Source organism: Aquabacterium parvum, from assembly GCF_001447195.1.
In the GTDB taxonomy this organism is placed as follows: Bacteria; Pseudomonadota; Gammaproteobacteria; order Burkholderiales; family Burkholderiaceae_C; genus Aquabacterium; species Aquabacterium parvum.
In genome coordinates this window covers 1-14728 of the sequence record NZ_LFRI01000380.1, presented here as the reverse complement: position 1 = coordinate 14728, position 14728 = coordinate 1, and the positions used below count along the sequence as shown (strand labels likewise).

At 60.4% G+C, this 14728-nt stretch carries 15 protein-coding genes and 1 pseudogene; 10 read left to right on the top strand and 6 right to left on the bottom strand.

The annotated features are described in order from the left end of the window. The first annotated feature begins 898 nt into the window (after positions 1–898). The 3 genes from ABG80_RS14100 to lspA all read left to right on the top strand — a co-directional run bounded on the left by ABG80_RS14100 (position 899) and on the right by lspA (position 4606). Positions 899–1243: a CzcE family metal-binding protein gene (locus ABG80_RS14100; protein WP_058088278.1), complete on the top strand. Its 345-nt coding sequence runs from the start codon at positions 899–901 to the stop codon at positions 1241–1243. A 118-nt stretch (positions 1244–1361) separates the two neighbouring features. Further along, positions 1362–4106: a heavy metal translocating P-type ATPase gene (locus ABG80_RS14095; protein WP_152987636.1), complete on the top strand. Its 2745-nt coding sequence runs from the start codon at positions 1362–1364 to the stop codon at positions 4104–4106. Between the two features lie 2 nt (positions 4107–4108). Further along, complete coding sequence (lspA, locus tag ABG80_RS14090) at positions 4109–4606, top strand: signal peptidase II (RefSeq protein WP_235513865.1); 498 nt, start codon at positions 4109–4111, stop codon at positions 4604–4606. A gap of 38 nt (positions 4607–4644) precedes the next feature. Here the strand turns inward: lspA and ABG80_RS14085 are convergent, their stop codons facing one another. Further along, positions 4645–5304 (bottom strand): class I SAM-dependent methyltransferase, encoded by a 660-nt coding sequence (locus ABG80_RS14085; protein ID WP_058088276.1) that lies wholly within the window; start codon positions 5302–5304, stop codon positions 4645–4647. A gap of 157 nt (positions 5305–5461) precedes the next feature. Here ABG80_RS14085 and ABG80_RS23570 point away from each other — a divergent pair. Then, positions 5462–5643, top strand: a pseudogene (locus tag ABG80_RS23570) (IS5/IS1182 family transposase); the annotation flags it as partial. A gap of 289 nt (positions 5644–5932) precedes the next feature. Here ABG80_RS23570 and ABG80_RS14080 read toward each other — a convergent pair. The 4 genes from ABG80_RS14080 to ABG80_RS14070 form a co-directional block, all read right to left on the bottom strand. Further along, positions 5933–7171, bottom strand: coding sequence for a DUF1173 family protein (locus ABG80_RS14080; protein WP_058088280.1), 1239 nt, complete (start codon positions 7169–7171; stop codon positions 5933–5935). Positions 7172–7176: 5 nt separating this feature from the next. Further along, the gene (locus ABG80_RS14075; protein ID WP_058088275.1) at positions 7177–8118 is read right to left on the bottom strand and encodes a site-specific integrase; all 942 of its coding nucleotides are present in this window, start codon (positions 8116–8118) and stop codon (positions 7177–7179) included. Positions 8119–8450: 332 nt separating this feature from the next. Then, on the bottom strand, positions 8451–8705 hold the full coding sequence (locus ABG80_RS21565) for a helix-turn-helix transcriptional regulator (protein ID WP_083506115.1): 255 nt from the start codon (positions 8703–8705) through the stop codon (positions 8451–8453). Positions 8706–9079: 374 nt separating this feature from the next. Then, the gene (locus ABG80_RS14070; protein ID WP_058088274.1) at positions 9080–9835 is read right to left on the bottom strand and encodes a hypothetical protein; all 756 of its coding nucleotides are present in this window, start codon (positions 9833–9835) and stop codon (positions 9080–9082) included. A 492-nt stretch (positions 9836–10327) separates the two neighbouring features. Between ABG80_RS14070 and ABG80_RS14060 the strand changes: the two genes are divergently transcribed. The 6 genes from ABG80_RS14060 to ABG80_RS21560 all read left to right on the top strand — a co-directional run bounded on the left by ABG80_RS14060 (position 10328) and on the right by ABG80_RS21560 (position 14624). Next, positions 10328–10870, top strand: a complete 543-nt coding sequence (locus tag ABG80_RS14060) for a hypothetical protein (RefSeq protein ID WP_083506118.1) — start codon at positions 10328–10330, stop codon at positions 10868–10870. A gap of 77 nt (positions 10871–10947) precedes the next feature. Continuing rightward, positions 10948–11265, top strand: coding sequence for a hypothetical protein (locus ABG80_RS14055; RefSeq protein ID WP_058088272.1), 318 nt, complete (start codon positions 10948–10950; stop codon positions 11263–11265). Positions 11266–11312: 47 nt separating this feature from the next. Then, positions 11313–12323, top strand: a complete 1011-nt coding sequence (locus tag ABG80_RS14050) for a DUF7146 domain-containing protein (protein ID WP_058088271.1) — start codon at positions 11313–11315, stop codon at positions 12321–12323. Positions 12324–12557: 234 nt separating this feature from the next. Next, a complete protein-coding gene (locus tag ABG80_RS14045) occupies positions 12558–13619 on the top strand; it encodes a DUF932 domain-containing protein (RefSeq protein WP_058088270.1) in 1062 nt (353 codons plus the stop codon). A 291-nt stretch (positions 13620–13910) separates the two neighbouring features. Continuing rightward, entirely contained in the window at positions 13911–14231 is a 321-nt protein-coding gene (locus ABG80_RS14040) for a hypothetical protein (RefSeq protein WP_058088269.1), read from the top strand. A gap of 12 nt (positions 14232–14243) precedes the next feature. Next, the gene (locus tag ABG80_RS21560; protein WP_083506114.1) at positions 14244–14624 is read left to right on the top strand and encodes a FlhC family transcriptional regulator; all 381 of its coding nucleotides are present in this window, start codon (positions 14244–14246) and stop codon (positions 14622–14624) included. On the opposite strand, the gene ABG80_RS22025 is transcribed toward ABG80_RS21560, so the two are convergent. Continuing rightward, positions 14621–14728: IS3 family transposase (locus tag ABG80_RS22025; RefSeq protein ID WP_152987453.1), on the bottom strand; the 108-nt coding region annotated here is incomplete at its 5' end. The genes ABG80_RS21560 and ABG80_RS22025 overlap by 4 nt on opposite strands.

Here is a 14728-nt window from a genome sequence, read left to right as displayed (position 1 = left end):
CATCGGCTGATGGCACCCCTGGGCTACAGGCCACCTGCCGAGTTCGAAGACCGATACCATTCCCAACGCGCTAGTCAGGCCGCGATCAACGTCTGACTCAAAGCAACTGGCCTCCGCAGAAGCCGGGGCGGTTCAGCGCTGGTGATGTGGCTGGGTTCGAACTTGCCGGATCTGATTCTTGGAATGGTGGTGAGCGCCATCGCGTTCAAAGGTGGCCGAGAGATCCTTGCCGAAGCGCGCGAAAGCACTCAGGTTGGCGAGGCAGACGCCTCTTAGACGTTGCGAGGTGGCGACGAATTGACTAATTTACTACTTGACCCTGGAGTTGGCACAGCGTTTTAAATGGTGTGCTTGCTTCAAATGAACCTGTCCTCAATGGCCAATCTTCTCCAATCACTGCTGCTATGGCTTGCTCTCGCCATGACCATGGCGGGAAGCGGCGGCGCTGAGGCGCGAGAGCTAGGTGTTCATGAGTCGGCTAAGTCATTTTCGGGAGACTTTGATACCCAATTCTGCCCTCCTGCATCACGTTGTTGCCCGCCATTCAGCAAGCTTGACGGAGTCAAGGATGAGCTCGCGGCGGTACCGCACGCATGCCAGGCTCCAGCAGAACCGTGCGTTTGTGAGGCCTGTTGCACAACCCTGGGACTTCCGGGGGCCCACTCCGAGGCGCTAGAACCTGCGTTGCCGTCCATATGGGAGCCTGCACCGTTGATCGAACCCATCTCGCACCGGCCAGCCGGCCCGAGGCGCCCGCCCAGGACGGCCCCAGAGACCAGCATCATGCCGCAGCACCAATGCCTGCCATGAGCAGCGGCATCTCAACGTCATTCTTTGGTCGATGGCTGATCGGCGGACTCGCTGATTGTCAGCTCGACCCAAACAAAGGAAAAAATCCATGAAGCTCATCATCCAACTCGCCATGACCGCTTCCTTCGCGCTCGGAAGCCAAGCGTTTGCTCAGTCCTCCGCTGCGACACCCAAGACCTCGATCTTTGGAACGCCTGCATCCACGGCCGAAGTAGAACGGACCATCGAGATCCTGCCTACGACTCGCTGGATCAACGTGACACGTTTCGAGACCGTCAGGTTGGCCATCAGGGATGGCAACGAAACGAAGTACGTCATATGGCGGTTCGACACCCTTTCTTTCACGCCTTTCGATTTGAGCCAAGCGATCCCTTCTCTTGGCGCCAGATCGATCAAGGTCTTCGTCGGGGCCAGTCATTTAGACATGTCATGACGTAATGGAGGCCGCCCTGAAGAAGGGCGGCCTTTTTTGCTGCGCGACGCGCCCCTGCAAGACACGCGCTCGGCTCCATGGCCACTTCAGGTTTACCCGTTCAGCAAAAGAGGCACCTATGAAAACTGACGATGCACCCACTTCCGCGCCTGCCACCTGCGGTTCGTGCGCCAGCGATCAACAGGGCCCGCCCACGGTTCTGATGCTCGATCTACCCGATTTGGACCGGCGTTCGGAAGCGCTTGTGCGGGCTCAGCTGGGTCAAATCACCGGCATCGAGGATCTCTCACTTGATTCGAGTGCGGGCAGGCTGTCCATACGGCATCGCCTCACCTCCACCACGCCTATCCTTGACGCCTTGCTTGCCATTGGAGTCAAAGGAACCGTTGCAACGGATGGCGAATCTGTCAGCCCGGTAGCTTGCGGCAAGCCCGCGCTGAGCAGCGGCGTCACCAGCTGCCGGGCACCGGTTGCTGCGACTTTTCCCCCATCTCCTCCGCCAACTGGAAACACCTCGCGCCTTCTCATCACCAACATGGATTGCCCAACCGAGGAGGGCCTCATCCGGAAGCGCTTGGAAAAGATCAAAGGTATCGAGCGGCTCAACTTCGACCTGATGAACCGCCGTTTGGATGTGCAGCACGCTTCCGTGGATCTCGCAGGGATCCTCGCGGCCTTGCATGAGATTGGCATGCAAGCAAGCGTAGAGCGGGAGGCAGGGCCGAGCCCTCGTGGCCAGGCGACCTATCTCATCGAAAAAATGGACTGTCCCACCGAGGAAGCCATGCTGCGCAAAGCGCTTGAGGGGATGGCCGGCGTCGAAGCCCTTCAATTTGACCTGTTAAGCCGCAAGCTGGTTGTGAGCCATGGTCTCCCGAGCGAGGCGCCCATCACCGCGGCGATCGAGCGTCTGGGGCTGTCGCCTGTGCTCCAGGACCACAATGATCCCGCTCCTGCCGTCACGAAGGAATTCGGCACAGGAATCACGAAAACCGAATGGCTGCGAATGGCCGCAGCAGGCGTCTTGGCGATGGGTGCAGAGGTCTTGGCCTTCTCAGGCATGGACGAGTCATCCATGCCCGTTATTGCAGCCTCCTTGGCCGCCATCGGTCTAGGCGGCACGGCCACCCTGCGCAAAGGCTGGATTGCTCTGCGCACCCTATCGCTCAACATGAATCTCTTGATGACCATCGCGGTCATCGGCGCAGCGTTGATTGGACAGTGGCCAGAGGCAGCAGTGGTCATCTGGCTGTTCGGCGTGGCCGAAATGATCGAGGCCTTAAGCTTGGATCGAGCTCGCAACGCCATTCGCAAACTGATGGACCTGGCTCCGGAAACGGCCCTCTTGCGGCAAAGCGATGGGCGCTGGGCCGAAGTCAAGGCCGACACGGTCGCCATCGGCGGCATCGTGCGTGTGCGCCCCGGCGAGCGGATCGCGCTGGATGGGGTGGTTGTCTCCGGCAAGTCGGCGGTCAATCAGGCACCGATCACCGGCGAGAGCATGCCTGTGGAGAAGAACCCAGGCGATACGGTCTACGCGGGCACCATCAACGAGCGCGGAACGCTTGAGTTCGAGGTTCGAGCCCGCAAGGGTGACACGACATTGGACCGCATCGCCCGCTCCGTGCAAGAGGCCCAGGGCCAACGTGCGCCCACACAGCGGTTTGTCGATCGTTTTGCCAGCGTGTATACGCCAGCAGTCTTTGTGCTTGCCCTTGGAATCGCCCTCATTCCTCCACTTGTGGCCGGCGGCGACTGGTACGACTGGACGTACAAGGCTTTGGTCTTGCTCGTGATCGCCTGCCCGTGCGCACTGGTCATTTCCACCCCAGTGACAGTGGTCAGCGGTCTGGCAGCAGCAGCGAAGCGAGGCATTCTCGTCAAGGGCGGACTGTATCTGGAGCAAGGCCGGTTGCTCAAGTCCGTCGCACTGGACAAGACCGGAACGCTCACCCATGGAAAACCGGTGCTCACGGACACGGTCGAGCTCGGTCCGCTCTCGCGCCAAGAGGTCCTCCGGATCGCTGCCAGCCTCGATGCCTTGTCCGAGCATCCTGTGGCCACCGCCATCGTCAGGGCCTATGGAGACCAGCCGCACGCCGACGTCCAGGCCTTCGAGGCGCTCGCTGGCCGCGGTGTGAAGGGCGCGATAGACGGCGAGACCTACTACATCGGCAATCAGCGGCTGGCCAATGAATTGGGGGTGACGAACGAACGCGTGTTACAACTCCTTGAGCAGATGGAAGCCCAGGCCAAGACCGCTGTCGTGCTCTCCACCGCCACACAGGCCCTCGGCGTGCTGGCCGTGGCCGACACTGTCCGCGAGAGCAGCAAAGTGGCCGTCGCGCAGCTCAGGCAATTGGGGGTCGAGCCGGTCATGCTCACTGGGGATAACAAGAAGACAGCGCAGGCGGTCGCGGCTCAGGTGGGCATCAGCGATGCTCGCGGTGAAATGCTGCCTCATGACAAACTCTTGGCCATCGAGGCAATGGCCGCCCAAGGACCAGTCGGCATGGTCGGGGACGGGGTGAACGATGCGCCAGCCCTTGCAAAGGCAAGCATCGGCTTCGCCATGGGCGCAGCAGGCACTGACACAGCCATTGAGACCGCAGACGTGGCGCTCATGCAAGACGATCTGCGCAAGTTGCCAGAGTTCATCGCTCTCTCACATCGGGTGGGCAATGTGCTGAGAGCCAACATCGCCTTTGCCATCGGCACCAAGGCGGTGTTCATGGTCTTGACCTTCACGGGACACGCCAGCTTGTGGCTGGCAATCCTGGCTGACATGGGTGCGAGCCTGGTCGTGGTGTTCAACGGGTTGCGCCTGCTCAGGGCGCCCGGCGAGAGGGACAAGGTCCAGTGAGGATGCGCCAAACAATGGATCCGAGCGTTGCGCGTGCCTTCCTTGCAGCCGCAGCCGTCTTCCTGATCGACATCGCAAGCAAAGCTGCGGTGGTCGCTGCACTCCCGTATGGCTCCAGCGAGCCATGGCTCCCGGTGCTCAACATCGTCCACTGGCGCAACGAAGGTGCCGCTTTCAGCTTCTTGCACGACGCAGGTGGATGGCAGCGCCTCTTCTTCAGCGCCGTGGCTGTGGCCGCCTCGGTTGTTTTTGCCGTACTGATTCGGCGGCCTCAAACCGGTCGGCCTCAGCGGCTGGCCTTCGGGCTCCTCCTAGGCGGTGCTTTAGGGAACCTGCTCGATCGGCTCGCTCGCGGGGCGGTGGTGGACTGGATTGATGTCAGGTGGCAGTCGTTCTACTGGCCGGCCTTCAACGTGGCCGACATCGGCATCACCCTCGGTGCTGTCTTGATGCTCGTCTGCGAGTTGCGGGGAGGGAAAACGGAAACTAAGCCGAGTTAACAGGGAAGTATGCCGACGGCCAGTGCAGTCCTGGCGCGCTATTGCGCCGTGGCAATGACATTGATCCATACCGGCTGGTGCACAGCCTCAGCCGAATTCCGCGTCGTCCACAGTTCATTCACTGCCAACCCGGCAGCGTCAAGTGACGTGCGTATATCGTCTTCTGAGTAGTAGACGTACAACCGGCCGTCCGGGCGAATCGCCTCGCCCTGCCCCTCCTGGACTGCCATGAAGAGTGTGCCGCCTCTTTTGAGGGCCCGGTTCAGGCTACGAAGTGCGGGGCGAAATGCGTCCCGAGGCAAGTGGAGCAATGAGGCACATGCCCATACCCCATCGAACCGTTCTTCATAGCTGATGCGTTCTATGCGAACGACTTCACATGGGGCGCCCGAATACTCCGCCGCCATTTGTACGAGGGCTGTCGAGGCATCGATGCCCAACGCGCAATGACCCCGCGAATGAAAGTACTTGAGGTCCCGACCGGAGCCGCAGCCGGCATCAAGGATGGCGGCATTGGCCGGCAGATGTGACAGGAACCGATCGAGGACGAACTGCGTCTGGGCACCGGAGGTCCCTGAGAAATATTCGACCGCATGGTCTTCGTAGAATCGATCGGTCGATGACACGGCAGCATCTTGGCTAACGGATGATCGAACGTCCTCACCATTTGGGCCTTTCAGATTGTCTTCAGACATCATGCATCTATCACTCCTTCCGGCTTAGGGCAATGCTGAAAAAGGTCCGATCTGGCGCATGACTTGCATGCCTAGCAAGCACTCGTTGGAGGATCCCAAAGATGAAGCAGCAGACACTTGCGGTAGCGGCAGATCAGAACGCGGAGTATCAGCAGTATCGCTGCCCGATGCGACGACCTTGCCGAAGTTTCTCCGTTTGTTGGAGAACAACGAGTTGGGCAGGGCAAGGTGGGCGAGGTGCTCCAGGTACGAGGGCTGAAAGTTGGGGCACAGGCGATCGTTGACGCAACGATCGTCGGGGCGCCGAGTTCGACGAAGAACAAGGACAAGCAGCGGGATCCCTCACACATCGAACACGTGGCCCAACGGATTCGAGAGCTGACCGCCTTGAAAAAACAACTGGTGGCCCTGCGGGGGCAATGTGCTCAGGCAAAAGACGTGGCGCATTGCGGCATCTTGAGTGGGCTTGGCCAGGGGGAGGCTCTTGAGCAGCCGACAGCTCGACAACATGTCTCAGCAAGCCACGGCAAACGCCGGTGATCGACACCTGCCAATCATCTGACCAATGTTTATCTCAGCCTTGGAAGGACTCAAGACGGTGGTCATCGGAGCCCATATGCCCGAGGTTCGCTCAATGACTCTTGGACGTCATTGCCTCTGGCAACGCAGGCATCTCTTCGGCACTCCACCAGAGCCAGGATGAAACACCGGACGTTCGCACCACGCGATCTTTTTCCGCCCGATCCTTCGGGGGCATGAATGCGCTGATGACATGCAAAGGCACCGGCAGACAACCGGCATCCAGCAACAAAGCATTGGGAAATGCAACGGCGCTCCTGGCGTCGTAACGCAGTGGTTTGACAAAGCGTCGGCCCTGAGAGACAAGCGCATGCACCAGCGGCAACTCGTGCACGCCCTCCACAGGGATCCAGTGCTCGCTAGTCAACATCAAACTGGCCGCATCAATTTCATAGGTGTGCTCACGGCGAGCGCGTATCAGTGCCACCAGCACCAAACGGACCTTGTATCCGCTGTCAGCGTCACGGGCTTCAAACAATGGCGCGAAGACCCGCTCAATGCGCTCCCAGGTCTTGGTGCCCACCAGCAGGGGGGCATCGGGCATGTGCTTGATCCAAACACGCCGACCCAGGGCCGTTACCTCGCTGACCTTGAACTCTCCGATGACCACCGCCAGAGGGCTTTGCCCTTCATGCGGATGCAAGACCGCCAGCTTGTTGCGACGGCGCTGAGCTACCTCGAATTTGCTGGCTTCGCTGAAGGGCTCGGGCACGTACAAACGCTCGCTCAACCCAGCACCCTTGACCATCACGTCCTCGGCCGCATTCATCAGGTATTTGTGCAGGACACCTTGATTGCGCTTGCCCTCCATAGCCGGGCTCCATCGGTTGAAGCCTGCTCGCTCGAACAGGAAGTGCATCAGGGCATGCAGGCTCATTCGTCGCCTGGGCGCTTCCACCTCGTTCACGTCATGCGTTTCACCTCGAACCAAGCTACGCCCCACCGTGCGCACCCATGGGAAGTCCACACGCAGTTGAATCTGGCCAGGAACCATCTCCAGAACAGCCTCGCCCACCAACTCGCCCAGGCCTGACTGTTGCCACTCTGGCTCAAAGGATGGGCACGATGGGTGATGCCGACACCCGGTTTCCGGCATGCGCTTGACAACGAACTGACGGTGCCGCGCCACGTACATCTCCACACCACCAGGAACACACAGACATCGGGGACGTTCGGGGGTCTCGTACACGTGAGCCAGCAGATCCTGCATGTCTGGCGCACTTGCATCCACCACCCGCCCTTTGATGGAAAAGCGCTGACTGTCGCCTTCAGCGCCTTGACGGGTGGGCATGGTGTTCACACCAGTTCATCGAGCAGTTGCTCGATGGTCGGCTTGTGGCGAGCCAGCAGTTCGCGCACCGCACTGCGTTCGCTGATGCCCAGGATCAGGCCGACATCGTCCTCATCAGCGCCACGCTCATAGAGGCGTGCCACGACGGTGCGCCGCACAGACAGCGCCGTCACGCCTTTCATCTCGGCATAGCGAAACAGCTTGCGATAGGTCTCCAGGATCGGTCGACACAAGAACCGTCGCTGACCAGGCGCACCATAGGGTGTGATCTTGAACCCCTCTCCTGCTGTAGACAGGAACAAGCGGCTATCTGGATCAAGCCCTCTGTAAGCACCATCCCGTCCCAAGCCCAGCCCGAGCCTCAGGCGCTCTTCCAAGTAGTTTGAAAGCGATTCGTCCAGCCTCGTGCTGGCGAAGTGCAATGGGCGGGCCTTTCCAGTGATGGCCACCTCGGCACGCATTTGAGAGTGGCGCCGAACGCTGCCATCGGAGCTCAGGTAGTCCCTCACTTCGAGGCGGGCGATTTCCAGGGGACGTGCGCCCGTGGCAAACAGGAGATAGAACAGCGACAGGTCATGCCATGGCCGACTGCTGCGCCCCTTGATGCGCTTGCCTGCCTGGATGATTTCGTCCATGGAGATGATGCGGCTTGAACGATGCTCGACCGTCTTTCTCGGATCGAAATCAACCAAGGCCGTCAGGATGGCATCGCGGTGCAGGCGCAAGCGTCTGACGAACGCGGCGCCATCTTCATTCAAGCCATCGATGTCGGCCACTTGGCTCAACTGCACCGCAATGGCTTTGATGCGCCGCTCAACCGCCGTGCGTGACACGCCAAACCGCGCGGCCACGGTCTCATAGGTGTCGCCATCGATGACCTCCTTGAGCATCCGGATCGATTGGGCAACGGTGCCCCCGTCTGGTTCCAGTTCTGGTGCGCATGACATGACCCTCTCCCTGCATTGATTGCTTGTCCTCACGCTGCCAAAGCGCCTTCATGCTCAACCCTGCTTGCGTTTTTCACCAGTCGAAATCGCCGGTGTTGGCGGGGGGTTTCGGCATCAGGCAAGCGTGCTTTGACTTGGACAAAAGCCGCGTGAGAACACCCAAGAGCAAGCAATTTCCGTGGCAATGGCCCGAATGCGCGACGGCACTTTTTCCATGCAATGGCGCCTGCCAATGCCCCAACACGCTCGATATCAGGGCAAGGTGTACCAAGCACGGTGCATGGCAAGAGGAAAGGCTCTGCAAGCATGACCATCGGCTTCAGCAACATGCGTCAAGCTCGGCCACTCTGTTCAGCGATCCATTCCCTGATGTCCTCCACCCGCCAGACGGTCACCCGCACCGACAGCTTGACGGGTTCAGGAAAGGTGCGCGTCTGCACGCGCCGCCACAGTGTGGACTTGGAGATGGGAACAAATTGCAGAACCTGTGCTTGTCGAAGAAAGCCAACTTGCGGCAATGATGGCGCCGCAACAGCGTGGACAGGTGCCGCAGGCGAGGCAACGGCGCCCCGGTTGGGTTTAGGCATGATCTGGCCTCTTCACGGCGAATGCCGATGGAAGACATGACCTGCTCTGTAGCGGCGGCGCTAGGTCAGGGTTTGCGCATGCCGATAGGGACGCACGACTCCGGCATCACATCGGCGGCGTCCCGGTCGCACGGTGTGGTTGTGAGCAACTCCAAGTACATCGCGCCTCGTCAACGGGCTGACTCAGCGCAACGTGGACAGGCACAGGCAGGCAGGTATCGACTGCGACGGTGGCGCAACATGCGTCCCGATGTCACCTTAGCGGACGCCATGGGACGCCTCAAGCAAGAACGGCGTGTGCTCCTCGAAATCGTCCGTGAAGTCGGCTCCTTGCGCGTGGCGCTTGCCAGCATCAACCAGGTCGCGTTGAGTAGCTACTTGACGACAACAGCAGCAACCACAGGCTCCATGGTGTCCGTGGCTGACGAAACACTTGCACCATCGCCGGTCGCTTCCTGCTCCTGAGCAAGCACACCAGATGCTTGAACATTTGCTGCTGGGGCTGGCACAGACTCGCGACCGCCCTCGCCCCGTTCACCCATGGCATTCATGCGGCGCCTCAAGCCAGTGGCCAGATTGCGAGCCCCGTTGGCCACGTCACGCACCTGACGTTTGAGGCTGGCGCGCTGGATGTCCACCGCCTGCGCAGTGATCACTTCATGGATCTCCAGCGTCTGGAGCAGTGGCATCAACTGGTCCAGCTTACCCAGGACCTCCAGGAAGCGGCGCCCAAACGACGACAGCACACTGACGTCCACCGACAGGGCCACGGTGTCATACGTCGCCACACTGGTGATGCCATGGGCCTTGAACAAGGCTTCTGCGCCATCGATGGCACTGTTCAAGCTCTCGTTGACCGCGTCAAGCTTCGCCCGAACGCTGGCCTCCACCTTGACGATGTCATCGTGATCCAGCCGCGTGCGTGCGATCACCGAGATGAAGTGCATGTTGAGCTGCAGCGTGTTGAACAAGCGAACAAAGAAGCGCTTGCCCTCTGCGCTGGTGAAGCGCGTGGGCATCTTCACACTGGCCGCTTCGATGCGCCTGAAATCTGCCTTGCTTTCTTTGGCCAGGATGCGGTCATTGACCCCGCCCTGGTCCATCTTGACGATCTGGTGGATATCAGACATGTCGCGCTCCCGTGACTGGCGTGCTCGCCACCATCTTGCGAACCGCGTTCGTGCATCACCACCGGGAATCATCGGCAATTAAAGGCCCTTTAGGCATCAGCCCCCGTTTTGGCATGGAACCCTCTTGACCATCCTCATGGCAAGGCACTACCTTGCTGACATGCGGTAGCTGGCCCTGCATTCAAACAAGGCAAGCCCTGGAGTTCACATCCAACCCTTGACGGCCACCACCGTCTCGATGCCATCGAAGCGACTTTCGTGGTGAGTGCACGCGCGCGCTAACGCGGCATGCGCGCTCTCACCCCGAAAGCCTTCTTCGATCGGTAGCTGGCACACCGATCCGAACGGGCTCACCACCCGATCAAGCCAGCCCTGGAGTCTCTTCATCGCCATCGGCAGTGCATCAAAACACTTTGCCGACTGTTCATCACCCTGTGGGGCATTGCCCCACCCGTGGTGCGCCGTGCCTCCCAATTTCACATGGAGGCCACGATGCTGCACACGAGCACATCCCTGGTTCACCCCCCAGCTGCCTTGAATGGCTTCATGGGGGCGACCCAGTCCGTTTTTCCGGATCAATCGCCACACCCACTGTCGCTGGACGATCCGCCCGAACGCATCGACTGGAGCGAGGAAGACATCGTCTTCCTGCACTGGCGCTTGCTGCAGGAGATCAACCAGTTGTCTGACCCGACCACGCCGTTGGAAGACAAGTTCGACACCCTGCGCTGGGTGTTCACCGAGCGAGAAAAGGACCAACAGCCCTTCTCATTCGTGAACTGCCTGCGTGTTGTGGGCTGCAGCCCGCTGTCGCCCATCGCGTACTGTGGCCTTGTGGATGCGCAAGACATCCGCGACCACATCCGCAACAAGCTCAAAGCCTGGCTGTCTGAATCGCTTGAGCGCTATCCCCAGTGGGTTCGAGATGCCATCGCCAGCAACCCCCATTGGGTTGAAGCGCGCCTGGCCAGGAATCCGCAATGGATCAATGAACAGCTCAAGCAGATGTCCGAGCAGGGTGACCTGTTCACCTGATCCCAACAGCCCCAAACAACGCCAAGGCCAGATCGTGCCGATCGGCACTGGCCCTCACCTCACACATGGAGAGCCCTATGCACAAACAAGCATACGCCCATGGCCACCGCATTCCGATGCTGATGGTCGATGAGCCCCAGGACATCGAGTTCCTGGTCAAGGAAAGTGAAGTCCTGACCGGCCAGGCTGGCCGCATCTTTGTCATCGCCGGTGCCGACTGGCTGACCTACCGCGTGCTGTGGAGCCAGGCAGGTTTCAAGGTCGAACACCTGGACGACAAAGGCCAGGTCTTGCACACCCAGCACCAACTGCCCTGGGAGTTCGTCGAGCACAGCGTGATCGAAGCACTTCAGGCAGGCCAGTTGTTCACCCCATCGGTTCGCCATCGCGGCTGACCGCTGATCTATCCCCTGGAGAGCATGTCATCAACACGGAGTTCATCATGAACAACCCCGAGTACGGAGCTCGCATTGAAGACGTCAAACGCCGGGCCCACGGTCGCTGGACCGAAATCCTGGGCAGCCTGGGCGTTGGCGAACACATTCTCAAGAAGCGCAACCAGCCCTGCCCACTCTGCGGTGGCACGGACCGGTTTCAGTACACCGACAAGTTCGGTGAAGGCAACTACCACTGTCGCGCCTGTGGCGCGGGAGGTGGCTTCAAGCTGTTGCAGGCCGTCACAGGCCTGGATTTCAACACCGCGCTCAAGGAAGTCGAACGCGTGGTGGGTACCTCGCCCCCTGCCCCGCATGTGGCATCACCGGAGCCGTCGGCCGAGCGCATGAAGGCCCTGGCCAAGCGGCTCTGGGAAGAAGCCAAGCCCGTGACGCCCGGTGATGAGGTGGACCGCTACCTGTCCGGTCGGCGGCTCGCCTTGGCTCACTACCCCAAGGTGCTGCGCCTGCATCCAGCGCTGGGCTATTACGAGAAGGACCCCACCTCGGGCAAGTCGCGCAAAGTGGCCGAATACGCCGCCATGCTGGCTTGCATCCAGGGTGCCGACGGACATGCCGTCACGCTGCACCGCACGTATCTGAAGGATGGCCGCAAGGCCAATGTGAGCGATGCCAAAAAGGTGCTCTCCTCGGGCATCAATGGTGCTTCCGTGCGCTTGTTCGAACCCGAGCACGAACTGGCCATTGCCGAGGGCATCGAGACCGCCATGGCTGTGCACCTGGCCACCGGCAAACCCGTGTGGGCAGGACTCAATGCCGGGAACCTGGAAAAGCTGTGGCTGCCCGACTCGGTGCAGAGCATCTGCATCTATGCCGATAACGATGCCCAAGCGGACTTTGACGGCCAGATGTTTGCCTTTGCCCTGGCTCGGCGGCTGAAGAAGCAGGAGCACCAGAGCGGCCCCCGGCAAGTGCGGGTGCTCTTGCCCAAGACCCCGGGCACCGACTGGGCCGATGTGTGGCTGGCCAAGGCGGAACACGCCGCCCGAATCCCGTAAGTCATGTATCCCCACTGGTAGCTGTCAGACCAGGCCAAGCCACATGGCAAGGCAAAGACAGCCCTGGCGTTTTGTATGAGTGATTTGTAAGTTGGGCGCAGCCATGGCCTGTGGTCAGTTTGCGCCCTGTGTGGATGGGTCAACACCCATCCGTCATCAACCCTGGCGGGGATGTGCATCCCCGCATGTGGGTCATGCCGTCTCCGCCATTTCTTTCCCGAACAGGAGCTTGATATGAGAAGCGGACGTTCCCTGGTGAGCCTGGCCCATGAACTTGAGCGCCAGTTGCAATCAAAGAAGGACCTGGTGGTCCCCTCGTCGCTGTTGCGGCACGACACCGATGACACAGGCGAGACCCGCCTCGTCATTGGCGAAGGCGGGGTCTCCACGCCCTATGGCGTTTTGCCGCTGGCGCGCCGCCAGTTGGCGGACAAACTGAAGATTCCCTATGCGTACTTCGAGCGCATGCGCTCCGAGCAGCCGGTGCTGCTGGACCGCAACGTGAACACCTGGCTGCAAAGCGACGATGACCGCCGCATGATTCGCACGCTGGATGGCAACGTCCGGGCCGTGCTGTCAGACCGCTATCGTCGCCTTGACAACTACGATCTGGCCGAAAGTGTGCTGCCCATCCTGCAGCAGTTTCCTGATGTGCGCTTCGAGTCGGTGGAACTCACCGACACGCGGATGTACATCAAGTGCATCACACCGCAATTGAAGGTCGAAATGGCGCCCGGCGACATCGTGCAGGCTGGCGTGGTCATCTCCAATTCGGAGGTGGGACAAGGCACGCTGTCGGTGCAGCCCTTGCTGTATCGACTGGTGTGCCGCAATGGCCTGATTGCTTCAGACCGCTCCTTGCGCAAAACCCACGTTGGGCGGGCACTCGGATCTGACGAAAGCATCATGGTCTTCAAGGACGACACCTTGCAGGCCGACGACAAGGCCTTCTTCCTGAAGGTTCGCGACGTGGTGCAGGCGGCCGTGTCTGAGGCAACGTTCATGCAGGCAGCGCAGAAGATGCAAAAGACCTTGCAGATTCACCTCGTCGGCAACCCCGTCAAGACGGTGGAAGTGCTGGCTCAGCGCTACACATTGAATGACGCCGAACGCGCCGGGGTGCTGCGACACCTGATCGCCGAAGGTGATCTGTCGGGGTATGGCCTGGTGAATGCCGTCACGCACTTCTCCCAGGAAGTTGAGGACTACGACCGCGCCACCGAGTTTGAAGCCCTGGGCGGAAAGTTGATCGAACTGCCCGTCGAGGAATGGAAGGAGTTGGCGCAAGCCATCTGATCTCGGATCACAGTGATTCACCACCAGGGCCATGGCTCTGGTGGCTTTCTTATGTCGAAGCCAAGTTCAAAGCATCGCGCCCATTGACAGTGACAAATGCGGCAGGCAATGCGGGCTTTTGTCGATGGCAAACACACCATCCCCCCGCTCTCGGGCATTGATTCCATGGCGTGGTCATGAATATGCTGAGCCGACTCATTACTCCACACACACAACACCAAAGCAGTCACACCTCGCCGCAACACCTGGCCCATCTCGACTCACATCTGGGCACACCGACAGGAGAAGACCATGAGCAGCATCCAGTTCACCGATGTGCAGTTGACCAATTTGTACCTGTTGCAAGCCATCCGGCTGGGCATCGCGCAAGATCGGGTATCGACATGCGGCAAGTTCGGGCTGGACGCCGCCCAAGCAGATTTCCTTGGTGCCATGACCCAGGAACAGTTGTGGGCATTCGTCGATCAAATCGGCCAAAGCACCCTCTTCCCTCCACGCCAGGATTTGCTTGCCTTGCTCAAGGCGCCCGCGCCGCTTCAGGCATCACTGGCCGCCGTTCATGCGCCAAGGCCACGGCAACTCGCGCCCATGGTGCCCGCAAGCATGTCGTGACTGGAGGGGACCATGATGTCAACACGTGCTGACCGCCAGTTGTGCGCCATACGCCTGGCGCAAGACTGTGCACAACTGGGTGCCCGGGTGCGCACCATCCATCACCTCACAGGGCTCAACCCACGGGACGTGCAGAGGCTGTTCTTCAATGACCCTCAAACCATCCCACGCGGACGTCCGCCCAACTCCCTGGAGTGGTATCACGGCGCCAACCTCATCGCGAGGGCTGAATCGTCAATCTTCATGTCGATCTACCGCCGCCTGCGCAACACTGGCTTCGGCGCAGCAGAGACGCTGGTCAGCGCCTACCGCGGATACCAAGCCGTCTGTCAGTGTCCGCACCGAATCAGTTTTGACCGGGCGGGGGTGCGGCAGAAAACTTGGACTGGTTAAACGGCGATTCCCAGGCTTTGGCGATGCCCGACAGGGCTGCGAGCACCAAGGGAAACTTTGATCCGCGCCTCGTTGTACCACCGGATGTATGTGTCCAAGCAGAC

What these genes read in the sequence shown, in the direction of transcription:
- ABG80_RS14100 (WP_058088278.1), top strand. Translation starts at nt 899, where the DNA reads ATGAAGCTCATCATCCAACTCGCCATGACCGCTTCCTTCGCGCTCGGA.
- ABG80_RS14095 (WP_152987636.1), top strand. Translation starts at nt 1,362, where the DNA reads ATGAAAACTGACGATGCACCCACTTCCGCGCCTGCCACCTGCGGTTCG.
- lspA (WP_235513865.1), top strand. Translation starts at nt 4,109, where the DNA reads ATGCGCCAAACAATGGATCCGAGCGTTGCGCGTGCCTTCCTTGCAGCC.
- ABG80_RS14085 (WP_058088276.1), bottom strand. Translation starts at nt 5,304, where the DNA reads ATGATGTCTGAAGACAATCTGAAAGGCCCAAATGGTGAGGACGTTCGA.
- ABG80_RS14080 (WP_058088280.1), bottom strand. Translation starts at nt 7,171, where the DNA reads ATGCCCACCCGTCAAGGCGCTGAAGGCGACAGTCAGCGCTTTTCCATC.
- ABG80_RS14075 (WP_058088275.1), bottom strand. Translation starts at nt 8,118, where the DNA reads ATGTCATGCGCACCAGAACTGGAACCAGACGGGGGCACCGTTGCCCAA.
- ABG80_RS21565 (WP_083506115.1), bottom strand. Translation starts at nt 8,705, where the DNA reads ATGCCTAAACCCAACCGGGGCGCCGTTGCCTCGCCTGCGGCACCTGTC.
- ABG80_RS14070 (WP_058088274.1), bottom strand. Translation starts at nt 9,835, where the DNA reads ATGTCTGATATCCACCAGATCGTCAAGATGGACCAGGGCGGGGTCAAT.
- ABG80_RS14060 (WP_083506118.1), top strand. Translation starts at nt 10,328, where the DNA reads ATGCTGCACACGAGCACATCCCTGGTTCACCCCCCAGCTGCCTTGAAT.
- ABG80_RS14055 (WP_058088272.1), top strand. Translation starts at nt 10,948, where the DNA reads ATGCACAAACAAGCATACGCCCATGGCCACCGCATTCCGATGCTGATG.
- ABG80_RS14050 (WP_058088271.1), top strand. Translation starts at nt 11,313, where the DNA reads ATGAACAACCCCGAGTACGGAGCTCGCATTGAAGACGTCAAACGCCGG.
- ABG80_RS14045 (WP_058088270.1), top strand. Translation starts at nt 12,558, where the DNA reads ATGAGAAGCGGACGTTCCCTGGTGAGCCTGGCCCATGAACTTGAGCGC.
- ABG80_RS14040 (WP_058088269.1), top strand. Translation starts at nt 13,911, where the DNA reads ATGAGCAGCATCCAGTTCACCGATGTGCAGTTGACCAATTTGTACCTG.
- ABG80_RS21560 (WP_083506114.1), top strand. Translation starts at nt 14,244, where the DNA reads ATGATGTCAACACGTGCTGACCGCCAGTTGTGCGCCATACGCCTGGCG.